Below are 26,880 nucleotides of genomic sequence, written 5' to 3'. Positions count from 1 at the left end.
TTGAAAACTAAGCGTTATCAACCATTTCATCATATTCTTCAACTAAAAGATCATCAAATTCTTGATCAACTTCAAGTTGGATATAATCTTCTTTTTCTTTCTTTTCTAAGATATCTTCTTCAAATAAGATATCAACTAAAACAACTGGATTTTTCTTTCTTCATTTTCAAACAGTTGATCTTATTTCTTCAGCTATCGCTTTAGTTGTTTTATTAATATTAAAATCATTACCATTTAAATCTTGAGAAAGAATTGTTTTAGCAGATGTTGATAAACGATTAATTAAGTTAATTGAATCTCGTGCATAAAAACATCCACGAGTTGTAATTGTTGGTGATAAAACAGCTTGTTTTCTTGTTTTAGAACCAATTAATGAAATTGAGATAACTCCATCATTTCCTAATTCAAATCGTTCTTTTAATAATGAAGCAGCATGTGTGCTTATATCATTACCATTAATGTAGTTAGGTGTTGCATCAACAATGATGTCACTTCTACTTAATACACCATCAAGTAATTGTAATTTTTCACCATTAACAGCAATGATTACATTCTCTTTTTTAAACCCAATGTTCATTGCGTTTTTTTGCATTGCTCTTAACATTTTATATTCCCCATGGATTGGGAATAAGTATTTTGGATTAACAGCTTTAATCATCATTTGTAATTCGCTTTGTGTAGCATGTCCTGAAGCGTGAATCTTCTTACTTGGTGTATTTTCATAAACTGTTACACCTAAACGATAAAGCTTATTAACCATTACTTCAACTTGACTTCAGTTTCCTGGAATTGGATTTGATGAAAGAATGATTGTATCTGAAGGTTTTAAAGTAATCTTAGAGTGTTTACCATTTGCCATTACATTTAAAGCAGCCATTGATTCACCTTGTGAACCAGTTAAAATAACAGCTATTTCATTATCAGGATAATTCTTTAATTCCTTACTTGAAATAAAAGTTGTTTCAGCTACTTTTAAATATCCTAAAGCACGACTTGTTTTAACATTTGCTTCCATTGATTTGCCAATGATACAAATCTTTTTATTCATTTTAACAGCAACATCAATGATCTGTTCAACCCGACCTAAGTTAGAAGCAAAAGTTGAAACAAAAACTCGCCCCTTTGCTTTACTCATATAATCAGCAATATTTTTAATTACAAAACATTCACTAGATGAAAATCCAGGTACTTCCGCACTTGTTGTTTCAGATAATAAAACATCAATACCACGAGCTGAAATTTCAGCAATCTTAAATAAATCAGTTTGATCTCCAGCAGTCCCAAAGTCAAATCTAAAATCACCAGTTGATACTACATAACCATTTGGTGTTTTAATACAGACACCAAATGAGTCAGGAATCGAATGACACACTCGATAAAAATCAACTTCAAAATTCTTTGTTTTAAACATCGTTTTATCTTCAAAAACAATGATTTCTGGTTTCTTTAAATCTTTGTACTCACCAATTTTTCGTTGAATTAATTTTGCTGCAAGTGGTGGTGCATAAATCTTCTTAATTGGTACTTGTCTTAATAAGTGTGGTATTCCCCCAATATGATCCTCATGCCCATGAGTGATTACTAATCCACTTATTCCTTTGTAATTTTGAACTAAATAATCAAAATTAGCAACCGTTCCATCAAACCCTGGCATTGTTGCATTTCCAAACTTAATTCCAGCATCAACAACTAAAATCTCATCATCATGTTCAACTACATATGTGTTTTTACCAATTTCTTCTAGCCCGCCAAGAGCATAGATATATGTAGGAATCTTTTTATTATTCTCCATACAACTCCTTTGTTTATTATTAATTAAATATTATTCTTTTTAATTTAAAAACAAAATCTAAAAATCTTGTTTATTGATTGATAAATATATCTTTTTAATCTAACACATCAATAACTAAAATCATTAATTAATGATGTAATAATATAATTTTAGTAGATTTATTTATAAATATGACAATTAATAACCAGAATATAGTTAATATAACTAAGTTTAAATGTTTATTCTTATAATATTATTAATATATTAAATAAAGGTTAATAGTATGCTTAAACATCCTTATTTGTTCATTGATTTAGATGGCACCTTACTAACTAAAAACCAAACTATTTCTAAATATAACTTAGATGCTTTAGATAAATACACAAAAGCTAATGGAACAGTTGTTTTATCAACTGGAAGATCACTAGCTAACACTTTAAAAGTAGTTAGCTTAATAAAAAATAAAATCAACTACCAGATTCAATATATTTCTTGCTTCAATGGTGCTCTTATTTATGATTGTATTAATCACAAAGTTCTATCTGCTAAATTAATTGATTCAGAAATCTTAACTAAGTTGTTTGATTTTACTAAAACAAACAACTTAGGGTTTTGACCATATAACCAAACATATATTGATCAAATGACTATTCAATTATTTAATATTTCCTATGCTTGATTAATTAAACTTTATTATACAAGCCATATTGTTATAAAACCTAAACAATATGATCCAATCAATGATAAGGTTTATAAAGTTAATATCTTACCTAATGCTCTTTATAAAAAACTAAATGGTTCAATATATCAACAACTTAAAGAACTGTGTAATAATCAAGCAACAGTATCATATACTTCAAAACACATTATAGAAATTACACCCCAAAAAACAGATAAAGGAGAAGCAATGAAATTCATTGCTAAACTTCTTAATACTAGCTTAGATCAAATTGCTTGTATTGGAGATAGTTCAAATGATATTCCAATGTTTAAAATAGCTAATCTAAGTGCAGCTGCTAAACTTAAAAGAATACATATTAAAGACTATGTTGATTTAATAATTAACAAAAAGAAACACAAAGATTCTGTTGGTATTTTTATTAATCAATATTTATTAAATAATCATTAAAGATATAATTAAAAAGTCCTTAAATAAGGATTAAGTAAGAAATTAATGCCCGTTAAGCAAAAAAGCTTGACGGGCTTATTATTTTTATGTATAATTGTTAGGTTGTCTAAAATTGATTAGACGTCATCTATTTATATAAATAACTAACTTAAAAGAGGTGAAAACATTGGTAAGAATTAGATTAACACGTGTTGGTACACACAAGCGACCATACTTTAGAATTGTAGTTATGGATGCTAAAGCTAAAGCAAATGGTGCTTACATTGAAAACTTAGGTCACTATAATCCAATTGATGGAAAAGTTGTTTTAAATAATGAACGCACACTTGAACAACTAAAGAACGGTGCTCAACCTAGCGATACTGTAAAAAGCATTTTATCTCAACAAGGTGTATGAAAAGAATTCACTGCACTTAAAGATGCTAATAAAAAACGTAAGGCTGAATTAAAGAAAGCAAAATAATTTGCTACATGAAAATTAGTATTTTAACAATCTTTAGTGATTTGTTTGCAACTTGACTAAATCACTCAATTATTAAGAATGCAATAGCTAATCAACATGTTGAAATTGAAATCATTGACTTTAGAGCTTATTCTAAAGATAAACATAAAAAGGTTGATGATTATCAATATGGGGGCGGACCTGGAATGGTTTTGTTGCTTCAACCAATTGTTGATGCAATCAGAGCCATTAAAACAGAAAATTCAATTGTAATTTTAACAAGTCCAAGGGGTTCTGTCTTTAGTCAACAAACAGCTGTTGATTTAAAATCTAAGTATGATCATATTATCTTAATAGCTGGTCATTATGAAGGTTTTGATGAGCGAATTAATCATTACATTGATGCAACAATTAGTATTGGTGATTATGTTTTAACTGGGGGAGAAATTCCTTGCATGATAATAGCAGATGCTATTGTTAGATTAATTGATGGAGTTATATCAAGTGATAGTTTAGTTTCTGAATCATTTAACAACTATTTACTTGATTATCCGGTTTATTCAAAACCAGTTGAGTTCGAAGGATATAAAGTACCTGATGTTTTATTATCAGGTCATCATAAAAATATTGCAACTTATCGCTTAGAACAACAAGAGTTAATTACTAAACAAAATCGTTTTGATTTATACACAAAATATATTAATAATAAAAGGAAGGTGTAAAATATGTCAGTTATGAAAATTAATAAGGGTGAAATCCTAAATTATGTTAACTCAACACAGTTAAAAAAAGATATTCCTTATTTCAGTTCTGGGGACACAGTTGTTGTTCATAACCGAATTCGTGAAGGTAAAAAATCAAGAATTCAAAAATTCGAAGGTGTTGTGCTTCGTCGTACTGGTTCTGGAGCTAGCGAAACTGCTATGGTTCGTAAGGAATCTGATGGCGTGGGTGTTGAACAAATCTTTAGCATCCACTCACCACTTGTTGAAAAAATTGAAGTGTTACGTTATGGTAAAGTACGTCGTGCTTACATTTCATATATGCGTAACCGTTCAGGTAAATCTGCAAGAATTAAAGAAATTAAAAATAAATATAAATAGTATGAACGATCTTAAAAAGCAACAGTTAGTATAATTAATTGTTGCTTTTGTTTCATTATTAAACAAGAAAAATTGCTGAAAGGAGTTGGTTTAGTTGGAAGAAAATAAAAACAAATCTAAATTTAGTTTTAGTAAGTGAGTTAAAAAGAATCCACAGCGTACAAACGAATTATTAAAAAGAACAAGTAGAATCAACACTAATCAAACAATGATTCATGAACCAAATGGTGTACAAATTGAAAAAGTACGTTATAAAGCTGGTTTATTGAAGTTTGCTAGTTTATATACTACTAAGCGGATTTGAATTCGTTATCTAGCGATTGTTGCTTTTTCTTTATTAACAGGTTTACTTGGTTTAGTGCTTGTACAAAACACAGGAATTTATTCTCCTGGAATCACTGGTCTATCACAAGGAATTGCTCGGCTTGCTCAATCTATTATCATTACATCATCAAATGATGCTTATAATGCAAAAATAGCTTATGATATTTTATTCTGATTATTAGTTGTTTTTATTAATGTTCCTTTACTAATTTTTGCTTATTTTAAAATTGGTAAACACTTTGCATTAATGAGTTTAGTTTATATTTTAACTGCTCAAGTCTTTGGGTTTATTATTGCTCAAATTCCTAATACAGATAAGATTATGATTTTTGGTAATAATAAACTTGCTTATCCAACTATTGATAACTTCTTTACCAACTCCTTATTAGATAGAGATGTAACAGCAAATTTAGCTAATAAAACACTTAGTTTTGATGCTATTAAAAATGAAGCTATTAAACAAGAATTTATCAATTTTTATAACACTGAACAAGCTAAAACAAGTAATGTAATCTTACGTCAATTCTTTGATCATTTTAAGAGTGCAGAAGCTAAAGATGCTTTATATGACTTTAGTAAACCATTATATGAATATCATTTACTAATTGAAAACAAGGTTCAAGTTCTACCATGAACTGATCCTGCACAAGCTCCTAAAATTCCTTCAATTTTAGTGTATGCTTTTGTGTATGGTATCTTAGATGGAATCTTTATGGCAACAGTTTATATTGCTGGTGGTTCGTCTGGGGGAACTGATATTGTTTCATTCTTTTATTCAAAGAAAAATGGTAAACCAATTGGTTCAATTCTAACCTACTTTAATGTATTTACTTTATTATTAGGTATTATTTTAGGTTCATTTGTCCCAGGAACATTAATTGATAAACGATTTGTTGATGTGGAATTATTCTTTTCACCAAACATGATAGCATCAGTCATTGCTTCAATTTTATTAGGGGTACTATTAAACGCTTACTTCCCTAAACATAAGAGTTTAAAGATTGATGTGTATGCTAAAGATATTCAAAAAGTTATTGAAAATCTACGAAATCATGACTTTAATAATTCAATCACAATTTCTCAATCAGTTAGTGATGCTTCAATTAAAGTTAATCAATCATTACAAACAATCTCTCCTTATGTTGAATTCCCTAATGTAATTAGATTAGTACGAGAAGTTGATCAAGACTGTTTAATTGTCGTTAGTCCAATTGTAGGGATTGATGGTGAAATGGTAATGCGAAAATCAATTAACTAAATTATTTATATTAACTCTTTTCATTAATTGAAAAGGGTTTTTATTTTTATACTTAAGTAAGAAGGGTGCTTTAAAATGTAGCTTTTGAGTTGATTGATTTTTTTCTTTTTTGGTTATTTCTTGAAAATATTTGTAGATAGAACAAAACACAATCAACCGGAACATGTAGTGAACCCGATTTTTTGGACAAATTAATTCTTGTCTATTGTTATAAGGATTGATGCCTGTATTGTACAGGAGTCAATCCTTTTAATTTTACTTGTATTCTTTCGTTATTATAGTAATGAATGTAGTTTGTTATAGCTTGGATTAATTCTTCAACCGTTTTAAATTCAGATTCATGACCATAAAACATTTCGTTTTTTAGTTTACCGAAGAAATTTTCCATAGGCGAATTATCAAGACAATTACCTTTTCGCGACATTGATTGAATAATATTTTTCTCAGCTAGCATTTGGCGGTATTGGCGCATTTGATATTGTCAGCCTTGATCTGAATGCAATATTAACCCACTTAAGTCTTCAAACTTTTGAAAAGCTTCACCAATCATCTTAACTGTCTGTTGAAAGTTAGGGCTTGTTGAAATATTAAAAGCAATAATTTCTCTATTGTGCATATCCATAATTGGTGATAAGTATACTTTGCTATTAGTGATGCGAAATTCAGTAACATCAGTTGTTCATTTTTGATTACAAGAAGTGGTTGAAAAATCTCGTTGATAATAAGTTTTATGAGCAACTTGATCTTGAATCTTGATTAATAGATGACTCTTCACTACCCCATTTAAATCGCCTTTGTATGATCGATATTTAGCTTTAGGAGTTAGAGCAAATAATCCCATTAGTTTCATTAAACGTTTCACTTTTTTATGATTAATTAAAATCCCTCTATTTGCTAATTCTAGTGTGATTCTACGGTATCCATAGCGTTTTTTGTGGTGGTAATAAATTTCAGTGATAAGGCTCATTATTTCCTTGTTTTTCAGATCCTTACTTACCTTTTTAAGGTGGTAATAATAATCACTTCTTGAAATGCCTGGACAATTTGGATTGCTATTAATTACTTCTAAAATGAATCTCAAACTACATAACAATTCTTGCCTTAGTTCTGTGATAGCTTGAGCTATTTCTTCTTTTGTTGGTTTTCTCTTTTCTGAACTAAGGCATCTAATTTTTTTAAGTATTCGTTCTCTATGGTAAGGCGTAAATTCTGCTTTCGTAAAAGTTCATTTTCTTGCTTCAATGAGATGTTCGTCTTGTTTTCTTGCTTTTTGTTCATATGGTTTACGGCCCCTCTTTTTCTCTACAACATTATACCCGTTTTCAAGAAAAGATTTAATTCATGAGTGTAATAAACCAACATTAGATAATCCTAATTCTATCGATACCCTTACATAAGTTTCACCGTTAAGCAAAACACGATCAATTGCTGCTTTTTTGAATTCTTTAGAATATTTTTTATTCCTAGAACGATAAACAATCTTAGTTCCATGCCTTTCTATTAACCGAATAATGTATCAAACAACGGTTCTGTTTAAATTGTATTTCTTTGCAATTTTATTAAATGAAAAATCTTTTTCTTTGTACAAAGAGTAGATCTCTAACTTATCTTTCCTGTGTTTCCCACTTGTAGATTTTAAAAAAATAATGCCGTTAAATCATCCCTTTTTTGGATGCTCAAGCTAACACTTTTTCATAGATAATCCAGCTGGATTTTGTGCCTTTGTTAACAAAATCAATTTCTTGAACAACCATATTATTAACAATCTCTTTAATTGATTTAACATCATTTACGATTTCAACTAATTTTTGTTCTGTAATTTTTTCTAATCCCTGAGCAACTAATTCATCATTCATTCAATGTAGTATAAATCTTAAGAAAACAAGAGACACAAAACATAAACACAAATATCCTAAAATGTGTTCGTATTTAGATAGGTAAATCGGTCTTAATTCAAGTGTACTTTTTAAAGTTCTAAAGTTCGATTCGATTTTTCATTGTTTAGTATAAATTTCCATTATTTCTAGAATTGATAAATCGAATCGGTTTGTTATATAAACGAAAAAACCATCGTATTTTTCATCTTCTAAAATCTTTTCTTGATCAAGAATATAATAAGTCGTTTTGTCTACAGCCTTGTAGTATCTGCACTTCTTAGCTCCCATTAGTTTTTCTTGTGTAACAACACCTTTTTTGTCCATTTTCTTAGTGAAGTTGTTGATTAAAACTTCTCGATCATGTCGGTCTTTTCTAGCTCTTTCTTCGCTATGAACAACCACTAATCTTTTAGTTGATGCAGCATCTTGACTATCACCATTTGCTGGTTTCAAATCAATAATTTTGTATTTTAAATTATCATTCAATTGAGTATAATCGTCAGAATTCGTAATAGCATTTTTGATTTCTTTTTTAGTTGCTTTTAATCGATAAGCAAACACATAATTTCAACCGTTAGATTCTAAGAATCTAATATTTTCAGCATTATTCATACCCTTATCACCAACTATTGTGATGTTTTTAATTTCGTAAATACTAGCTAATTCTTCTAAAAACGGAATGAATGTTTTTTGGTCTGGTGTGTTTCCTGGGAAACATTTATAGTGAATTGGAATTCCATTTTCATCAGTTGCCATTGCGATTACAATTTGGTCTTCTTTGGTTTTTCCATCCTTTGAATAACCAGGCATTTTTAATCCTGTTCTAGTGAAACTTTCAAAATATGCTGTGGTTGAATCAAACCACATTACACTAATGTTTCTTTCGTATTTTTCGCTAATTTTGTCGTTTAAATTTTTAAGCAATATATGTGAATTTTTTGCAAGATACTCAAGAGATCGATAATATGAATTTTTAGAGAAAACATCTTGTTCTTCTTTTTCAATCGATTTCATTGTACCAAGTATACTTTTAGGTCCTTTGATTCGGTGTGAAAGCAATTGAATCAATATTGTTCTTAAGGTACTAGACTTTGTTTTTGAGCACCCTTTTAAAAGATCAAAATGATCAAATAATGTCTCAAATAATGAAAACATTTTATATTCTTCTTTAACTTCATTTTTAGCCGTTTCATTTGAATCTAAAACAGATTTTACTTCTTGTTTAGTTTTATCATCAAACGTCATAAATGGAAAATCTTGAGCGTTTATTTCTTCATCTCAATCATATTCATCACTAAACATCATCAGTTCGTCAACCGAACTAATTACAATTTTTGTTTCCGACTTTTTAGTATTGGGACCAGTTAAAATAGCAGGTGAACTTTTCACTTTTTTAGTTGTAGTTTTTTTAGAAGTTTTGTTGTCTGTTTTCATATTTTTACTCGTTTTGATATCTTAATTCTTGCATCTTTGTAATTATTATAAACTTTTATATTTTTATAAAAATATAAAAGCAAAATAAAGCATTTTAACTCTTTTTGTACCAAAAGAGAAAAACCCAGCAATAATTTTGAAAAAATCTTGCTCATTACATTCTTTTATAAGTCTTATTTTTATATATAAATATATAAAAGAAAAATAAAAAAACCCTTAACTCGTCATTAAGTTAAGGGTGTAATTGAACAAGTGGGAAACACAGGTTATTAATTTTATATTATTTTTTTAAAATTGCTTAGCTTTAAATACAACACCTTTAATAGAAAATATAACTTACTAAAACTTCTTTAACTAAAAACAGACATAATCAGTGTTAGCACCATTATATCTGTTTATATTTTTAATAACTTAATTAGATTATTTTTATATTACTCATTCTAAGGCAGTGAGTCTTAGTTAATTGTTGATTTTTTTTAAATTAGCTATAAGTCAAACTAACCTTATAAGTTATTGTTTCTTTTCTTGATCTTTAGTAGGTAATGATTTTTGGTTTAGTTTTCTCTTTTTGTAATATTTAGCAATGATTAATATTACAACAACACTTACTCCTAATACCACAGAACCTACGATTAAACTAATTCTTTGATGTAGAGCTATTTTTGTTTGTTCATCAACATAGATTTGATTAAGATTAATTTCATTAGTTTTAAGATGATCAGCAAAATGTAATTGTTGATCTTTTAAAGTGATTTTAGAAATAACAAGATCATTTAATTTATTAGCTTCATCAATGATTAAACGAATTGTTGTATCAGTAACCTTAAGAAAAGGAAATAATTTAGTTTCTGATACTTTAGTATTAATGTTAGTAAATGTTAAACTAATTGTTTTAGTATCTAATAAAGATAAATTAGCCAAACCTAAAGTAAGTTCTAAAACATAAAAATTAGAAGCATTTTTATAGACTTTAAAATTATTAATTAAATTACTAATTTTATTAGATGCAACTAATACAGATGGAGTAATAATAAGAGTAGATCCTATTAATGTTTTTGTGATCAATTTAATTAATTGTTGTTTTTTAATCATATACTTATTTATCTTAAACCTTTAGATATTATTATAAATAAAAAAGCCGCACATTTTTGTGCGGACTTATATTTTTATCTTTTAGCTAATATTTCTTTAAGGATAGTGAATGAAATTGCAGGGTTAGCTTGAGCTTTGGTTTTTTTCATTAATTCACCCATGATGAATTTTTCAACACGATCTGGACGTTCATCGTACTGAGCCATCATAGCATCGTTATTAGCTATGATTTCGTTTAATAATTTAGTTAATTCATTTTTATCAGTGATTTGTTCAAAACCAAGTTCTTTGATTAAGACTTCTGGATCTTTGTTTGTTAAATAAATTTGTTCAAGAATTGTTTTTGTTTGTTTACCATTGATTAAGGTTTGATTAAATAGTTGAATCATTTTTGCAATTTTAACTAATGTATCTTCACTTATTTGATCAATAGTTTTGTTTTGTTTATTAATTAAACCTAAGAATTCTAAACAAACTCATTTATAAACATTAACACTTGATTTTGCTATTTGGTTAACAAAATCAAAAGCTTTATATAATGATCAATCAGCTAATAGTTGTTCAATAGCAACACTATTCATCCCATCTGCTAATAATTCTGATCTAACTTGATCAATACTACTTTTCTTAGTAGCTAATAAATCAGCTACAAATTGATCAGATAAAGATATTGGAGCAATGTTTGGTTCACTGATGTATCGATAATTAACAGCATCATTTTTTGAACGCATAAAAACTGTTGAGTTTGTTTGATCATCATATCTTCTTGTTTGTTGTTCTACTAATTGATTAGTTAAGATCAAATTAGTTTGTCGTTTTATTTCATAATTAATTGCTTTAGCAACATTGCTGATTGAGTTGATGTTTTTGATTTCAACTTTAGTTCCAAACTTACTATCACCATATAAACGAACTGAAATATTAACATCAGCACGCATTGATCCATCTTCTAATTTAGCATCTGAAATATCATTAAATAATAATATTTTTCTTAATTCTTCTAAATAAGCGACAGCTTCATCTGCACTTCTTAAATCAGCTTCAGTTACGATTTCAATTAATGGTCAACCTGCTCGGTTGTAATCTAGTAAGATTTTGTTTTCAATTCCAGTTTGTTTAGCTGTATCTTCTTCAAGATGGATTCGATTGATTCTGATCTTTTTAGTTTGATCATTACATTTAATATTGATATAACCATCATATCCAATTGGATACTGTTGTTGGGTAATTTGAAACCCTTTTGGTAAATCTAAATAGTAGTAATGTTTTCGATCAAAAGCAATGTAATGATGGTTTGTTTTCATATTTAAAGCATTAGCTAAAAATAAACCTTTATAAACAGCTTGTTTATTAACAGTTGGTAAAGCTCCAGGGTGGGCTAAATCAACTTCATTAATGTTTAGATTGACTGCAGCTTTATGATCTGCACTTGTGTTTGAAAACATTTTTGTTTTTGTGTTTAATGCTGTATGGACTTCAATTCCAATGATGACTTCAAAATTATTCATTACTATTTTCCTTTAAAGCTTGTTCAATTAAATAAGCAGCATTTAACACTTCTTGATCATTAAATACTTTAGAAAATAAATTTAAACCAACATGACCTGATTCGTTTTTAATAAATGGAATTGAAATTGATGGAAGTCCACTGAAGTTAGCAATTTGTAATACATCTGTAATTTCATTAGTTGTTGGTTGTTGAGTTCTTACAGCTTCAATAGTTTCAGCAACATCATTTGTTGTTAAATGAATAAAGATAGTGTTTTGATCATTTAAATGTTGATTGATTGCTTCTACAATTAGATTACGCATCTTTTTAGCATTCATAAAGATTGGTTCAATTGTGTTTGATTGAGTCACAAAAGCCCCCATATATAAACGCTTTTTGATTTCACTATTAAAGAATTGATTACGAGTGTTATAAAGTAAATCTTCATAATTTTTATAATCAACTAACTGATGTCCAAAAGTAATATTGGTTAAGTTAGATAAAGAAGATAGTCCTTCAGCATAAGCAATTACTTTATAAATTGAGGGAATTGCTTGAATCAATTTAAAATCATATTCTACAAAACTAACTTGATGATTATTAGCTTTAAGCTCAGCTATTAGTTGATCAAAAGCAAGTTTATATTCTGGTTTAAATAAAGCATAAATATCTTTAATGATTTTAAAGTGATATTTTTGGTTTGAATTTAGTTGATCATAAAAATTAGTATTAATGTCTACACTTGTACTATCTTTATAATCTCTTTGAACTATAGCATCTAAAACAATAGCTACATCAGCTACATCATTTGCTAAGATTCCAACATGATCAAGTGAAGGACTAAATGGCATTACTCCATATCTTGAAACAATTCCATAAGTTGGTTTATAACCACAAATACCTAATAAAGAAGCAGGTCGACGAATTGAATCCCCAGTATCAGTTGCAATTGCATAAGGTACCACTCCTTGTTGTACTAATAGTGCAGAACCAGATGAAGAACCACCAACAACTCTGTTAGGATAATCAACATTAATAACAGGACCAAAAGCTGAAGCTAATCCAGTTCCACCAAATCCAAATTCATCACAATTTGTCTTGTTAATCAAGATTGCTTTATTTTGATCTAATAAAGTTTTAATGTGTGCATCATATGGGGGAGTATATTTACTTAATAATTTAGAACCACCAGTTGTAATAATATCTTTTGTAATAATATTATCTTTTAGTGAATAAGGAATACCAGCTAAAAATTGGTTAGGTTCTATTGGACTTTTATCAAATTCTTTAGCAAGTTCTAAAGCTTGTTTGTAATTTGTAGCTAAAGTTGCATTAGCTTCTTTTAGTGCAATGTCTTTGTTGATTGCTTCATTTACTAATTGTTCAACAGTTATTTCTTTATTAATTAGTTGGTTATGTAAAGTTCGAATTGTTTTATTTTTCATTTTTTAGAACTCCATAATTTTGTTGAACTTCAATGTGACAATCTAACACTTCTTTATGATTTAGATTAGCATTTTGATCAATTTCATCTTCTCTTAAGTAGTTATCAAATGATTGATGAATATTAAGTAAAGGTTTAGTGTTCGATAAATCAAAATGATCAAAGCATTTAAGATCATTAACTAATTGTTCTATTGCTTTAATAATGTTAGCTTCTTCTTGTTCATTAATATCAAACATTGATGTTTGTTTTAAATCAGCTATATTGATTTCATATTTCATATTATCTTAATCCTTAATCAACATGAATTGGTACATTTTTATCTTCGACAATATCATCTTCATACTCATATCGAATCAATGGTACAACAATCTTAAAGATTGGATAAATAATCATTAAATTTAATATAACCATGAATGGGAATAAAGCTGCTCTAATTGATAACCATTGAGTATATTTTAGTGATGATAGTTCAGCATCAAATGATGGCATCATCAATAAGTTAACAACAGCTTCAGTTAATAAGATTGTAACAAGCACAGGAGTAAAGACAACAAACCAATTACCCTTTTGTTGTTTTTTACTATATTTCTTTATTAATCATTTAACTAATAAACATAACCAAACAACAATGATTGATACAACAAAGAAAGCAGAAATTAAAGCAATCATTGTAGTAGCTGGAAGTCTTAGATCAAATCCAAAGACTTGAATTGAGAATCCATTATCTTTAATTCCTGGTGCAAAATATAAGAATAAAACAATAATAACACCAATAAATAAGGTAGCTAGTGAACTATAAATAGCAAACGGAATATCGCGTTTTTTAGATGTAGTTAGAATGATTCGAATCAATCCACCAATTAGACCATATGCCATTGCAGCAATTAAATACCCATGGTGGAATACACCTGCAGTTAAAGCAACAGCTAATAAATCTGTCATTGCTCCAATAAAAATACCTAAGATTGGACCAAATAATAATCCACCAATTTTAATTAAAATTCCTTCAAGCGTAACCCGGGTTCCTGGTCAGGCTCTAAAAATAACAGATGCAGTATTAGCTGATAAAACAGTTAATAAGATAATAACAGCAACTGAGATCGAGATCACCATTCCAATATTGGAGATCCCTTTAATTGATGGTCTTGGAATAATATAAAATCGTTTTTGATAACGAATTGAATAATATATTTTTTTAATAACTGTAAAAATAATAAAAGTAATTAAAAAAGCTAAAAATATTAAAATGATTTGTCAACTCTTAAACCCCTCAACTTCAACTGTTGTATTATGAAGTTTACTTTGTATATTCATTAAGAATTCACCTCATTTCATAGTTTGTATATTTTATCATTTTATTGGATCTCTATTATTTTTAATCAAATATTGATTAGCTTGACTAAAATGCTTGTTTTCTATAAATCCTAAGTGAGCACTTAAAGGGCTTGGATGTGGACACATTAATATTAAGTTTTGAGCAGTATTAATGTATTTTAAATATGATTGAGCTTGTTTTCCTCATAACATATAAACCACATTTTTAACTTTACTTAATGCTTTAAAAATATCAACCATCATCTCTTCATAACCAAAAGCTTTATGTGAGTTTGGTTGGTTCATATTCACTGTTAAAACAGTGTTTAATAATAAAACACCTTGTTTAGCTCAAGGTTCTAAATCCCCATCTACTTTTTTAATATTAAGATCATATTCAAGAGCTTTAAAGATATTAATTAATGATGGAGGTAAGGGTTTGTAGTTATTATCTACACTAAAGCACAAACCATTAGCTGTATCTTTAGTATGATAAGGATCTTGTCCTAAGATCACAACCTTAGTATCTTCTATATCAAAATATTTAAAACAACGAAAGCGTTGTTCTATTTTTGGATAAATAACATGATCTTGACTTGCTTTTTTAAGATTGTTTAAGATCTTTGTTGCATAAGGTTGTTTTAGACAATGATTAATTATGAAGTCTTTTCATTTCATGAATCAGATACATTTTGATTTGATGCTACAACTTTATTTAAATCAACAACATATTTAGTTAAATTAGCTGCTGCAGCTGTATTATTAGCATCAGTACCTATAGTTGCTTTAGGATTAGCTAAAGCTGCAAAAGCTAAGTTAGCATATTGTTGTTTTTCATCAACTTTTTTAGAAACAACAGATTTTTTGATTGCTTCAACAAATTTACGTGAAGAGACAAAGCTATCACGAACAATTGGTTGATTATCAACTATGAATGCGTATGGATAAACACCATTAATACCATTATTGTGTTCATAATAAAGATGATCTAAGATTTCTTTATCTTCAGTGTATTTTCTATTTTCTAATTCAAATAAAGCTTTTGTATCAGCTTTTAATTCTTTACCTAAAACATTAAAAGCTTGAATCTTATTAATAGCACCAGTGAAGTATTCATAATGAACCACTGCACCTTCTTTTTGTTGTTGAGTAAGTTCTTTATTATTGTTATTAGCTTTGATTAATGCTTCATTTTTTGAAGTTAGTTCTTGATTAGTTCGATCAACTCTTAAAGTAGCTGGAGCAAAGTTAAATACCATATCATTGATTGGTAAAGCATAAACAAGGTTTTTAACTCCATCTTTATAAACTTTTTTATCATCAACTGATAAAGCAGCATTAACTAAACTAAGTGGATTTTTAAGTGGATCAGCACTATTTTTTTCAGGAAGCATAAAACTAGCTCCATCTTTAGCTGATGTGTTTAATCAAGCATAGTGTAATTTAATATTTTTTACTCTAACAAAAACATTATGTAAACTACGATCAGCTATTTGTTGATCAGTTAATGGCTGACCAAATTGTGGTAAATCAATTGATAAATCTTTAACACCTTTAATGAATTCGTATTCGAACTCAAAGTTATAAAGAGCAAGTTTAAATGTACGTCTTCCTGCTCCTACTCCTCTTACTAATCCATTTAAGAACTCTTGTTTAACTTCTGAATCTTGTTGTGAACGGAAGTTATAATCTTTTACATTAACTTCTTGAGCTAAAAACTTAGTTAACTCATCAGTCATAGTTGTAGCGTATGCATAAACACTATCACTAACTTGAGCTTTATTATAAACATCAACAGCATTTTTAATTGATGCTAATTTTTGTTCATTATATATTGTTTTATTTAATTCATATTGATTAGTTTGAGTATTTAAAGTTTCAAAGTTAATTGGTAAAGTGCTTGTTTTAGTATCTTTATCTGTACTTAGTGGATGATATGATAAACCATTGTGAATTGTTCTAAGCATTTCATTTTGAAGCACAGCAATACTAATTGGATTAATCTTTTTAGGATCAGTATCTTTTGTTCAAACAACTTCTGGTTTTTCATTAACTAAAACATAACCATTAGCATCAATTTCTTTGTTATTTTTATCAACTCGTTTATTATCTTTAATTGTTACATAAGATAGATCACCAGATCTAAAGTATTGTTGATTTAAAAGATTTTGGTTCTGGAAAGCTAATTCGTGAACAGCATTAGCTCCATTTGGAGCTTTAATTGTTAATGCTAATTTTCCATTATCTTTAATTGTTACATAGTGTGCTTTAACAACAGGATTAGCAGCAGCTGAACAAGATGCAGCAATTAAAGGAACTATTACTAGTGCACTAGTTGCTAAGAGAGCGAACAACCTTTTTTTATTTTTAATTAATTTCATAATTACCCCTTTTAATTATTAGTTTATTTAAAGGCAAAGAAACGAGATATTTGCTTATTAAAGGTTAAAATCACATATCCTGTTGTACCACTTCTATTCTTTGCTATATCAAATTTAACATTAGGTGATTGGTCATATGTTTGTGAATTGTTATTATTTGAATTTTGTAAATTAACAACAGCAGCTCGATCGTAATGAATAAAAGCAACAATATCAGCATCTTGTTCAATTGATCCAGATTCTCTTAGATCAGATAATTTTGGTCCTGAATCATCATATTGCGAATTAAACATTCCCTTTGGAGCATTGTTTTTAATTAAACCACTAGAAGCACGATTTTCAGCTTGTCGTGATAATTGAGCTAATGCAATAATTGGTGTTTTTAAATCTTTAGCTAAACTCTTAAGTTTTTGTGAAATTTTACCAACTTCTTGAGCTCGGTTCATTGATCCTTGTTCTGTTGGTGAAATCAATTGTAAATAATCAATTACAACAAAAGCAATATCGTTCTTTTTAGCTATTTCTCTTAATTTTGATTCAATATCTAAGATTGTTAATGGGTTCTTATCATCCATGTAGATCGGTCAATGATTGATCTCTTTTAATTTACTAGCAAATGCTGAGTTATTCTTTTTGTTTGTTTCATATTCTGGATGTTTTAGAAAATCAAGTTTTTCAATTTCTCTACTTGGAATATGAGTCTCTGCAGCAATCATTTTTTTAAGAATTTGTTCATTAGGCATTTCTAATGAAAAAATAACAATACACTTTGTTTTCTTGTTTTTAACATTGATTTTATTCATTTGGTTTAAAATGATTTGTTGTTCAATTTCTTCGTTTTGTTGCATGATCCGTTTAATGTTATTAACAACAACATTTAAAGCAAAAGTTGTTTTACCCATCCCAGGACGTGCAGCAATAACAACTAATTCCCCTGGGCGAAAACCATTATTAGTAAAAGCATCGATCCCTGAATATCCAGTTGGTACTAAATCTGGTGATTTGTTTTCTGTTTTAAAATCATTTAGTTTTTCTTTATATTCATCAACTACACTATTAATTGATTTCATTGATGAAGTTGATACATCAGATAAGATCTGTAATAATTGATCCCGAATGTTATCATATTCAACTAAATAATTATTTAAACCAATATTTAGATTTAATAAATTAGTGGCAAAATCTTTTAGATTTTGTTGTGTAATACCAATTTTAACAATATCTATTAGATCTTCTAAACTCTCACTATAAGAAAGTTCAATATCTAAAATAATATTTATTTCTTCTTTAATTTTTTCTAATTGATCAAGTTTGTTAACTTTACTTGAATCTTCAGCACCAACTGATAAGATTGTTTCTAGATTAATACTTCGATCTGAAGTTTTTAGTTTATAAATTGCTAAAAAAATATCCTTAATAACACCGATACTACTATCAAGGTGTTTTGGGTTAATCTTATTTAAAGCAACATCAGCGTGAAGGTTATCGACCAAGATTGCTTTGATAATTTTACGCAATGCTTCAATTAGCATATTTTGATGCGTCTTTGCCATATCACTCATATTAAACCTCGATAGTACTATTGATTAATTAGGCTTTAGTAACAACAACTTTAATATTTGCAACTACTTGTTTATGTACTTGCACTTGAACAATATGTTCGCCAATACCTAAAGCATGTGGTTTAGTTAACATATGTTTTGTTACAACTTTACTATCTTTATTTAGTTCTTCAATGATTTGTTTATTACTGATGTTACCAAATGTTTGTAAGTTATTAACTTTTAAACTAAAGTGTAATATTTTTGATTCAAGTTCTTCTTTTAGTAAAGTAGCTTGTAGAATAGCTTCTTGTTCTTGAGCTTGTAAAGCTTCTAGGTTTTGGTTTAAGATTTGTTGAGATGTAGTTGTATAAGCAACAGCTTTCTTTTGTCTAATTAAAAAGTTTTTAGCATATCCATCTGCTACTTCAACAATTGTATTTTTAGAACCTAATCCTTTAATATCTTCTAATAAAATAACCTTCATAAAAACCACCTTTTTAATTTTAAAAATGTACAAAAAGCAGTGAAACGACTGCAAAGCACATCATCTCACTGTTCATTGTCAATTATTCTTTTACGTATGGTAGTAATGCAACAAAACGTGCACGTTTAATTGCATTAGAAACTCGACGTTGCATACGAGCGCTACAACCAGTTACACGACGTGGTGCAATTTTGTTATTATTGTTAATAAATCCTTGTAATAATTGAACATCTTTGTAATCTACGTGTTCAATTCCTTTTGAAGATAGTAAACATCTTTTTTTTCTTCTAGGACGTTGTTTGTTTGGATTAAAAGCCATGATTAACTCCTTTTGTTTATTTATTCATCTAAACTATCCATTCACATTGATTGTTCATCACTTAAATCATCATTACTTGATTGATTTGATGATGAATTGTTATATGTTGTGTTTGGGTTAGCGTTTGAATATGATCCAATGTTATAATCAAAGTTATTGTTTTGTTTTACATTATCATTAACTGCATTATATTGGTCATTCTTTCTTGATCCAAGTCCTTGAACATTGTTAGCAACAACTTCAGTTACATAAACGGTTTGTCCGCTTTTGTTAACATAACTTCGAGATTGTAATGCCCCTTCAACAACTAATGGATCACCTTTTTTGATGTACTGATTAATGAAATCAGCACTTTTAGCAAATGCGACACAATTAATAAAAGATGTAGGCATATTACGCGTTGGTCCATCAACTGCAATACTAAAATTACAAATTGATAACCCTTGAGTTGATGTTGATGGTCTAGGATCTTGTGATAAGCGACCAACTAAGAACACACGATTTAGCATAATATTACCCTAACATTTACTTTCTTAATTTTACTACGCTTTTTTGTTTACTTCACGTTCAGCACGAGCTGCTTCATAAGCTGCTTGACGTTCAGCAGCACGACGTGCAGCTTCTGCTTGACGAACTTTGAAGATTTCACCTTTCTTTTCGTTACGTGCAACTTTTTTAGGATTAATAGTTGCTTTGTAACCGTAATCTTTTTCAAGATTGATAATTAAGTGACGTAATACATTTTTGTTAATGTTTGCAAAACGTCTAAATTCACTAATTGCAGTGTTATCTGTAGTTTCAAAGTTAAAAACATAACGGTATGCTTGTTTTACTTTATTAATTTCATATGCTAATGTTTGTAAACCTTCATAGTTGTTTTCTTTAACTTCTGTTTTTAAAACAGCTTTTAGTTCATTAGCAACTTTATCTGCAGCAGATTGTTCGATATCTCCACGAACAACTAGCATAATTTCATATTTTGCCATGTTATTTCCTCTCTTATGGTTTAGTAGCTAAAATTAATTAGCAAGAGTGTTTAAATCTATAAAATAAATAAAACCTAAACGGTCTATTAATAAAGTAATTAATTTAGTTTAGGTGCAAATATAAATTAAACTAATAAATTATAGCAAATTCAGCTATATCATTTTTATTTATTAGCATTATATATAAGATATAGTAAAAGATATTTATTAGGATTAGCTAAATTATCTATATAACTATGTTCTTATCATTATATCTAGTTTTTGGTTGTTATTTGAATATTAAATTGAGATCTTTTAATGTTTAAAAATTATGTTGAATAAATAGATTTTAATAGGTTTAGTAGGTTTTGAGTTTGGTGATTTTTGATGATGGCAAATCAAAAAGTAACCATCAATTTTTATTTCTCTAAAACACCTTTAACCGGAACATTTACCTAGAAAGTCCTTTTTTTTTTTTTTTTTGAAGCACGAAAAAATGAATTTAGAATTGCTCTATATTTCTCAAACCAAACTTTTAAAAAGGAATTTTCAACATAATTTTAACTATCAAAGGATTTATTAATATATGAGTAAATTCAAAAATAAAAAAGCACTGGCTTTATCTGTTGGTGCGATTATGGCAGGGGTTAGTGTTATAGGGGTAGTTGCAGCTTGTGCGCCAACGAAAGCAAAACCAAATAAACCTTCTCAAGGTACTCAAAACCCATCTCAATCAGGTGGAAATGAGTCTTCAAATCCAGGTAGCGGTAACACTACAAATCCAAGTGGTCAAGGTTCAGGAACTGGTGGTACAACTAATCCAACAGGTGGCTCAACTAATACTACACCAGGTGCAACAAACTCAGGTGAGCAAGGTTCAAATAATGGTGGAACAACAAATCCATCAGGCGGGTCATCAAATGCTTCTCCATCAACTCCATCAACTCCACAAACTACACCAAAAAATGAAACACCAAGTGTGGGTGCTAGTCCTGAAACAAATAAAAATGAACCAGCACCTAGTGAAACTGAAAAACAAACTGAACAACCATCAACCCCACAAACTGAAAATGGCGGTGGTAAATCAGAAGGAAAACAAAAAGAACAAGGCAACTCTTCAAAAGATTCTACAAAAAATAATGATCAGCAAGAAGGTAGTGGATCAACTACTAATGTAGATTCTGATGCTAAAAAAGATGGAGAAAAAGGAACAGATCAAGAAACAACTAAGAAAACTGAATCTGATAATACTGCTCAGCAAGATCAAGCTAAAAAAGATGAAACTGCTCCGCAAAAAGACAATCAAATGCAAAATAACGGAACTGCAAATGGTGAGCAACAAAGTGGTGGCACTGAAGGAAAAAAAGCTGATTCTCAAATGGGTACTAAACCACAAGAAACTAAAGCAGAACTTAAATTTAATAGCTTAAAGGTTAAAAGACAAGCTTCTGACCAAAGATTTCTAATATTTGAAGTATCAACGCCAGAAGAATTATGAAAACAAATCGAAAAGAAAAATTTTGAATTCATTGTAGAAAATTCAGAAGGTAAGATAACTAACGATAACACTGCTGAAACTGGAATTCCTAATAGATTTATTTCTAAAGATAACAAAGGAAATGTAACATTTGAAACATATCCATTTAGTTTTTGAGATAAACAAAAATACAAAATTACACACCTTTGGGTAGTTGGTGATAAAAAACAAAATAACTTACTTAAAGAAAGTGTTGAATTTTAATATTTAACTTATTGCTAGTTTGTTAATAACATAATAAAACATAATTAAAACCGACAGAAAATGTTGGTTTTTTTATTTCTATGCAATTACATCTAACGAAACAATAAAACCATATTATTCAAAATAAAACAAAATTATAATTCACACTAAAACACCTATAACCGGAACATTTACCTAGAAAGTCCTTTTTTTTTTTTTTTTTGCAGCATTAAAAATTGAATTTAGAATTGCTCTATATTTCACAATCCAAACTTTTAAAAAGGAATTTTCAACATAATTTTAACTATCAAAGGATTTATTAATATATGAGTAAATTCAAAAACAAGAAAGCATTAACTCTTGCAGTTGGTGCGATTATGGCAGGGGTTAGTGTTATAGGAGTAGTTGCAGCTTGTGCACCAACGAAGGCGAAACCAGCTAAACCCACTGAAAAGAAAGTAGAACAACCACAAACAGGTGGAACTGAATCTACAAAGCAAGGTAGCGGAAGTACTACAAATGGCACTAAACAAGGTTCAGAAAAGAATACTCCATCAACACCAACTGATAAAGGTTCAAACAACGGTGGGACAACTAATCCAACAGGTGGTTCAACAAACACTTCTGCAGGAACTACACCTAAAAATGATAGTGGAACTTCTACTGATAATAAAGATACTAATAAGCCTAAAGATGACAAGATGCAAGGCGATACTTCTACTCCAGGTTCACAAAATGGTGAACAACCAAAAGTAGAATCTGGCAATGGTAGTCCAGAAACTAATAAAACCGAAAAACCTAAAGAAGGTTCTGGAACAGAAGACAGCAATAAACCTAAAGGTGAAACCGAAGACAAAAACAAACAACAAGATGGTTCAGGTTCAGCAAGTGGTCAAAATTCAAATCCAGATAATCCACAAAGTCCTCCTGCAGGAGACAATGTAGAAAGTGGATCAGATGATTCTAAAAACAATAAAGAGACTGAAAAAACTGAAGAAGATACTATAAATAAAAATGGTGATGGTAAGTCAGAAAAAGATAAAGAAAAAGATCCATCTCAAACAACTCCTGAAATGAGTGATAAACCAAAAGGCGATACTTCATCTAATGGTGCTGAATCAGATGATTCTAAAAAACAAGAACAAGAAAACCAAGCTGGAAAAGAAGCAGATAAAACAAATCAAAAAGCAGATGAAGAATCAAGAAAAATCACTTTATTATCTTTAGAAAAAGATAAGAATGGTGGCTATCTTAATATGGTATTCAAAGCTAAACAAGAATTTTTTGAAGAAATCAAAAAGAACAAATTTGATTTAGTTTTCAATTGAAACAAACAAGACGGTACTAACATACTTTATGAAGTGACTGATAAAACTGCAGTTTGATTGGTAAACAATGATCCAAAGAAACCAATTTATAACAGAGATGTAAAAGAAATTGAAGATGGTTATGTTACATTCTTTGTAACAACTGAACAAGGTGATATTTACTATGGTAATAAAGGAACATATACTCTTGATAGAATAAGTGTTCATAAAAAAACTGAAAACCTATTAAGTTCAAAAAGTAATAAAATTACAATAACAGTTGAACAAAAACCAGCAGCGCCAGCGGCTGCTTAATAATACCTTTTCTACTTTTAGATAAGAGAATTATTAATCATTAAAAAAAAAAAAAAAAAACTAAAACCAACCCAACAATGTAGTGAACCCGATTTTTTGGACAAATTAATTCTTGTCTATTGTTATAAGGATTGATGCCTGTATTGTACAGGAGTCAATCCTTTTAATTTTACTTGTATTCTTTCGTTATTATAGTAATGAATGTAGTTTGTTATAGCTTGGATTAATTCTTCAACCGTTTTAAATTCAGATTCATGACCATAAAACATTTCGTTTTTTAGTTTACCGAAGAAATTTTCCATAGGCGAATTATCAAGACAATTACCTTTTCGCGACATTGATTGAATAATATTTTTCTCAGCTAGCATTTGGCGGTATTGGCGCATTTGATATTGTCAGCCTTGATCTGAATGCAATATTAACCCACTTAAGTCTTCAAACTTTTGAAAAGCTTCACCAATCATCTTAACTGTCTGTTGAAAGTTAGGGCTTGTTGAAATATTAAAAGCAATAATTTCTCTATTGTGCATATCCATAATTGGTGATAAGTATACTTTGCTATTAGTGATGCGAAATTCAGTAACATCAGTTGTTCATTTTTGATTACAAGAAGTGGTTGAAAAATCTCGTTGATAATAAGTTTTATGAGCAACTTGATCTTGAATCTTGATTAATAGATGACTCTTCACTACCCCATTTAAATCGCCTTTGTATGATCGATATTTAGCTTTAGGAGTTAGAGCAAATAATCCCATTAGTTTCATTAAACGTTTCACTTTTTTATGATTAATTAAAATCCCTCTATTTGCTAATTCTAGTGTGATTCTACGGTATCCATAGCGTTTTTTGTGGTGGTAATAAATTTCAGTGATAAGGCTCATTATTTCCTTGTTTTTCAGATCCTTACTTACCTTTTTAAGGTGGTAATAATAATCACTTCTTGAAATGCCTGGACAATTTGGATTGCTATTAATTACTTCTAAAATGAATCTCAAACTACATAACAATTCTTGCCTTAGTTCTGTGATAGCTTGAGCTATTTCTTCTTTTGTTGGTTTTCTCTTTTCTGAACTAAGGCATCTAATTTTTTTAAGTATTCGTTCTCTATGGTAAGGCGTAAATTCTGCTTTCGTAAAAGTTCATTTTCTTGCTTCAATGAGATGTTCGTCTTGTTTTCTTGCTTTTTGTTCATATGGTTTACGGCCCCTCTTTTTCTCTACAACATTATACCCGTTTTCAAGAAAAGATTTAATTCATGAGTGTAATAAACCAACATTAGATAATCCTAATTCTATCGATACCCTTACATAAGTTTCACCGTTAAGCAAAACACGATCAATTGCTGCTTTTTTGAATTCTTTAGAATATTTTTTATTCCTAGAACGATAAACAATCTTAGTTCCATGCCTTTCTATTAACCGAATAATGTATCAAACAACGGTTCTGTTTAAATTGTATTTCTTTGCAATTTTATTAAATGAAAAATCTTTTTCTTTGTACAAAGAGTAGATCTCTAACTTATCTTTGTATGTTAATTTCATGAAAAATGAATCCTTTCGTTGGTTGTCCAACTTTTAGGGTTCATTTCATTTGCCTAGAAAGTCCTTTTTTTTTTTTTTTTTGCAACCCGAAAAATTGAATTTAGAATTGCTCTATATTTCGCAAACCAAACTTTTAAAAAGGAATTTTCAACATAATTTTAACTATCAAAGGATTTATTAATATATGAGTAAATTCAAAAATAAGAAAGCACTAGCTTTATCAGTTGGTGCTATTATGGCAGGGGTTAGTGTTATAGGAGCGGTTGCAGCTTGTGCACCAACGAAAGCGAAACCAAATAAACCTTCTCAAGGTACTCAAAACCCATCACAATCTGGTGGAACTCAATCTACAAACCCAGGAAGTGGAAGTACTACAACTCCAACTGGTCAAGGTTCAAACAATGGTGGAACAACAAATGCTAACCCAGGAAGTGGTAGCACTACAAGCCCAAGTAAACAAGGTTCTAAAAACAACACAACTAATCCGTCAGCAGGCTCAACTAATACAAATCCTGAAACTTCACCTAAAGATGGAGCAGGATCATCTAGCACTGGTAAGGATTCTACTAAACAAGAAGATAAAAAAATGCAAGGTGATCAACCAGATGCTAATGGTGGCACTGCAGAAAAACCTAAGGATGATGTAGGCACTGAAGCTCCTGATAAACCAAAAGTAGGATCTGGGGATGGTAATACAGGAACTGGCAAAAATGAGCAACCAAAAGAAGGTTCTGGTTCTGATGATAATAAGAAACCAGATGAAAATGCTGGGTCTGGAGAATCAAATAAACAACAATCTGGTTCAGATTCAGAAAATGGTAAAAAGGCAGACTCAGATACTGAACAACCAACACCTGATTCAAAAGAAAGTGAAATGAAACAAAAGCCAGGAGAAACAGATACTGAAACTCCTAGTCCAAACAATGGGGAAGCTGGCAACGATACAACTCCTAAAAACCAAGAACAACCAGATAAAAAAGAAACTGATCAAGATACATTAGATAAAAAGAAACAAGATGCTAAAACAAAGGTTTCTAGTTCTGTTTATTTATTAGAAGATGATAAAAAAGCTCTAATAAAGAAAATTGATGATATTAATAGTAATGACCAAGTAGCAAAAATAGAAGAAATCATTAAAGAATATACTGAAAAAGAAAATGAAAGAAAAGGTAAACTAACACCAACTTCAGCTTCAATTCGTTTAGACGGACCTAATAAAGATTGAAATTATCTAAATTTCCAATTCAAAACTTCTAAAGAAACATTTGAAAAAATAAAAACTAAGAAATTCAAAATGCTACTTGATATAGTAGGTTTTAATAAAGGGCTTTATGAAGAAGAGGATGACTCAGCTAGCCTTTCAGCAAGTGATAAAGGTCCATTTATAATTGGAAAAGAATTAAGCGATGGTTCTATGCTAGTTGTTATTGAAACGCATAAATACTATAACGAGTCAACAGGAGCTCCAGAAGGTAAATATAAGCTTATAAATTTGTGATATACGGAAGATAATAAAAAAATAGAATTATTAAACCAAGCATCAAAAGAAATTGAAATAAAATATAAGAAGGCTGCAGCTTAATTTATAACGATTAAATAACCAAAATTAGAACACACCAATTCA

At 29.2% G+C, this 26,880-nt stretch carries 24 protein-coding genes; 8 read left to right on the top strand and 16 right to left on the bottom strand.

Features of this window, described 5'->3' with window-relative positions; all coding sequences use genetic code 4:
* Positions 1-7: 7 nt before the first annotated feature.
* The gene (locus JM47_RS03200) at positions 8-1,792 is read right to left on the bottom strand and encodes a ribonuclease J (RefSeq protein WP_038103413.1); all 1,785 of its coding nucleotides are present in this window, start codon (positions 1,790-1,792) and stop codon (positions 8-10) included.
* A gap of 262 nt (positions 1,793-2,054) precedes the next feature.
* Between JM47_RS03200 and JM47_RS03195 the strand changes: the two genes are divergently transcribed.
* From JM47_RS03195 to JM47_RS03175, 5 genes are all read left to right on the top strand, one after another.
* Positions 2,055-2,900 carry a Cof-type HAD-IIB family hydrolase gene (locus tag JM47_RS03195; RefSeq protein ID WP_208894938.1) on the top strand — a complete coding sequence of 282 codons (846 nt, stop codon included), beginning with the start codon at positions 2,055-2,057 and terminating at the stop codon, positions 2,898-2,900.
* A 157-nt stretch (positions 2,901-3,057) separates the two neighbouring features.
* Positions 3,058-3,363: a 30S ribosomal protein S16 gene (gene rpsP, locus JM47_RS03190; protein ID WP_197021676.1), complete on the top strand. Its 306-nt coding sequence runs from the start codon at positions 3,058-3,060 to the stop codon at positions 3,361-3,363.
* Between the two features lie 8 nt (positions 3,364-3,371).
* A complete protein-coding gene (gene trmD, locus JM47_RS03185; protein WP_208894937.1) occupies positions 3,372-4,064 on the top strand; it encodes a tRNA (guanosine(37)-N1)-methyltransferase TrmD in 693 nt (230 codons plus the stop codon).
* Between the two features lie 3 nt (positions 4,065-4,067).
* The gene (rplS, locus tag JM47_RS03180; protein ID WP_038103400.1) at positions 4,068-4,445 is read left to right on the top strand and encodes a 50S ribosomal protein L19; all 378 of its coding nucleotides are present in this window, start codon (positions 4,068-4,070) and stop codon (positions 4,443-4,445) included.
* Between the two features lie 94 nt (positions 4,446-4,539).
* On the top strand, positions 4,540-6,027 hold the full coding sequence (locus JM47_RS03175) for a YitT family protein (protein WP_244870379.1): 1,488 nt from the start codon (positions 4,540-4,542) through the stop codon (positions 6,025-6,027).
* A 208-nt stretch (positions 6,028-6,235) separates the two neighbouring features.
* On the opposite strand, the gene JM47_RS03170 is transcribed toward JM47_RS03175, so the two are convergent.
* The 14 genes from JM47_RS03170 to rpsF all read right to left on the bottom strand — a co-directional run bounded on the left by JM47_RS03170 (position 6,236) and on the right by rpsF (position 20,394).
* The gene (locus JM47_RS03170) at positions 6,236-7,615 is read right to left on the bottom strand and encodes an IS3 family transposase (protein WP_318023476.1); all 1,380 of its coding nucleotides are present in this window, start codon (positions 7,613-7,615) and stop codon (positions 6,236-6,238) included.
* A gap of 64 nt (positions 7,616-7,679) precedes the next feature.
* Positions 7,680-9,338 (bottom strand): IS1634 family transposase, encoded by a 1,659-nt coding sequence (locus JM47_RS03165; RefSeq protein WP_208894774.1) that lies wholly within the window; start codon positions 9,336-9,338, stop codon positions 7,680-7,682.
* Between the two features lie 510 nt (positions 9,339-9,848).
* The gene (locus tag JM47_RS03160) at positions 9,849-10,430 is read right to left on the bottom strand and encodes a hypothetical protein (protein ID WP_208894936.1); all 582 of its coding nucleotides are present in this window, start codon (positions 10,428-10,430) and stop codon (positions 9,849-9,851) included.
* A gap of 74 nt (positions 10,431-10,504) precedes the next feature.
* Complete coding sequence (gene gatB / locus JM47_RS03155) at positions 10,505-11,938, bottom strand: Asp-tRNA(Asn)/Glu-tRNA(Gln) amidotransferase subunit GatB (protein WP_208894935.1); 1,434 nt, start codon at positions 11,936-11,938, stop codon at positions 10,505-10,507.
* Complete coding sequence (locus JM47_RS03150; RefSeq protein WP_208894934.1) at positions 11,931-13,364, bottom strand: amidase family protein; 1,434 nt, start codon at positions 13,362-13,364, stop codon at positions 11,931-11,933. The genes gatB and JM47_RS03150 overlap by 8 nt, the downstream gene beginning before the upstream one ends.
* Positions 13,354-13,644, bottom strand: coding sequence for a hypothetical protein (locus JM47_RS03145; protein WP_208894933.1), 291 nt, complete (start codon positions 13,642-13,644; stop codon positions 13,354-13,356). Before JM47_RS03145 ends, JM47_RS03150 begins: the two co-directional genes overlap by 11 nt.
* A 13-nt stretch (positions 13,645-13,657) precedes the next feature.
* A complete protein-coding gene (locus JM47_RS03140; RefSeq protein ID WP_208895288.1) occupies positions 13,658-14,683 on the bottom strand; it encodes a hypothetical protein in 1,026 nt (341 codons plus the stop codon).
* Between the two features lie 30 nt (positions 14,684-14,713).
* Complete coding sequence (locus JM47_RS03135; RefSeq protein ID WP_208894932.1) at positions 14,714-15,358, bottom strand: uracil-DNA glycosylase; 645 nt, start codon at positions 15,356-15,358, stop codon at positions 14,714-14,716.
* Positions 15,337-17,061: a hypothetical protein gene (locus JM47_RS03130; protein ID WP_208894931.1), complete on the bottom strand. Its 1,725-nt coding sequence runs from the start codon at positions 17,059-17,061 to the stop codon at positions 15,337-15,339. The genes JM47_RS03135 and JM47_RS03130 overlap by 22 nt, the downstream gene beginning before the upstream one ends.
* Positions 17,062-17,084: 23 nt before the next feature.
* Positions 17,085-18,614, bottom strand: a complete 1,530-nt coding sequence (locus tag JM47_RS03125; RefSeq protein WP_197021664.1) for a replicative DNA helicase — start codon at positions 18,612-18,614, stop codon at positions 17,085-17,087.
* Between the two features lie 37 nt (positions 18,615-18,651).
* On the bottom strand, positions 18,652-19,089 hold the full coding sequence (rplI, locus tag JM47_RS03120) for a 50S ribosomal protein L9 (RefSeq protein WP_208894930.1): 438 nt from the start codon (positions 19,087-19,089) through the stop codon (positions 18,652-18,654).
* Positions 19,090-19,171: 82 nt separating this feature from the next.
* Positions 19,172-19,408: a 30S ribosomal protein S18 gene (gene rpsR, locus JM47_RS03115; RefSeq protein ID WP_038101460.1), complete on the bottom strand. Its 237-nt coding sequence runs from the start codon at positions 19,406-19,408 to the stop codon at positions 19,172-19,174.
* 20 nt (positions 19,409-19,428) lie between these two features.
* Entirely contained in the window at positions 19,429-19,917 is a 489-nt protein-coding gene (locus tag JM47_RS03110; protein ID WP_208894929.1) for a single-stranded DNA-binding protein, read from the bottom strand.
* Between the two features lie 33 nt (positions 19,918-19,950).
* On the bottom strand, positions 19,951-20,394 hold the full coding sequence (gene rpsF, locus JM47_RS03105) for a 30S ribosomal protein S6 (RefSeq protein ID WP_051749343.1): 444 nt from the start codon (positions 20,392-20,394) through the stop codon (positions 19,951-19,953).
* Positions 20,395-20,959: 565 nt separating this feature from the next.
* Here rpsF and JM47_RS03100 point away from each other — a divergent pair.
* Together JM47_RS03100 and JM47_RS03095 are read left to right on the top strand one after the other, a co-directional pair.
* Positions 20,960-22,114: a hypothetical protein gene (locus JM47_RS03100; RefSeq protein ID WP_208894928.1), complete on the top strand. Its 1,155-nt coding sequence runs from the start codon at positions 20,960-20,962 to the stop codon at positions 22,112-22,114.
* 305 nt (positions 22,115-22,419) lie between these two features.
* A complete protein-coding gene (locus tag JM47_RS03095; RefSeq protein ID WP_208894927.1) occupies positions 22,420-23,715 on the top strand; it encodes a putative sodium/potassium/calcium exchanger in 1,296 nt (431 codons plus the stop codon).
* 122 nt (positions 23,716-23,837) lie between these two features.
* Here JM47_RS03095 and JM47_RS03090 read toward each other — a convergent pair whose 3' ends face one another.
* Positions 23,838-25,256 (bottom strand): IS3 family transposase, encoded by a 1,419-nt coding sequence (locus tag JM47_RS03090; RefSeq protein WP_318023472.1) that lies wholly within the window; start codon positions 25,254-25,256, stop codon positions 23,838-23,840.
* A 184-nt stretch (positions 25,257-25,440) separates the two neighbouring features.
* Here JM47_RS03090 and JM47_RS03085 point away from each other — a divergent pair, with 184 nt between their 5' ends.
* Positions 25,441-26,838, top strand: a complete 1,398-nt coding sequence (locus tag JM47_RS03085; protein ID WP_208894926.1) for a hypothetical protein — start codon at positions 25,441-25,443, stop codon at positions 26,836-26,838.
* Positions 26,839-26,880 lie beyond the last annotated feature (42 nt).

It is taken from the genome of Ureaplasma diversum (assembly GCF_000941095.1).
GTDB classification, from domain to species: Bacteria; Bacillota_I; Bacilli_A; order Mycoplasmatales; family Mycoplasmoidaceae; genus Ureaplasma; species Ureaplasma diversum.
This window is presented reverse-complemented; position numbering and strand designations above follow the sequence as displayed.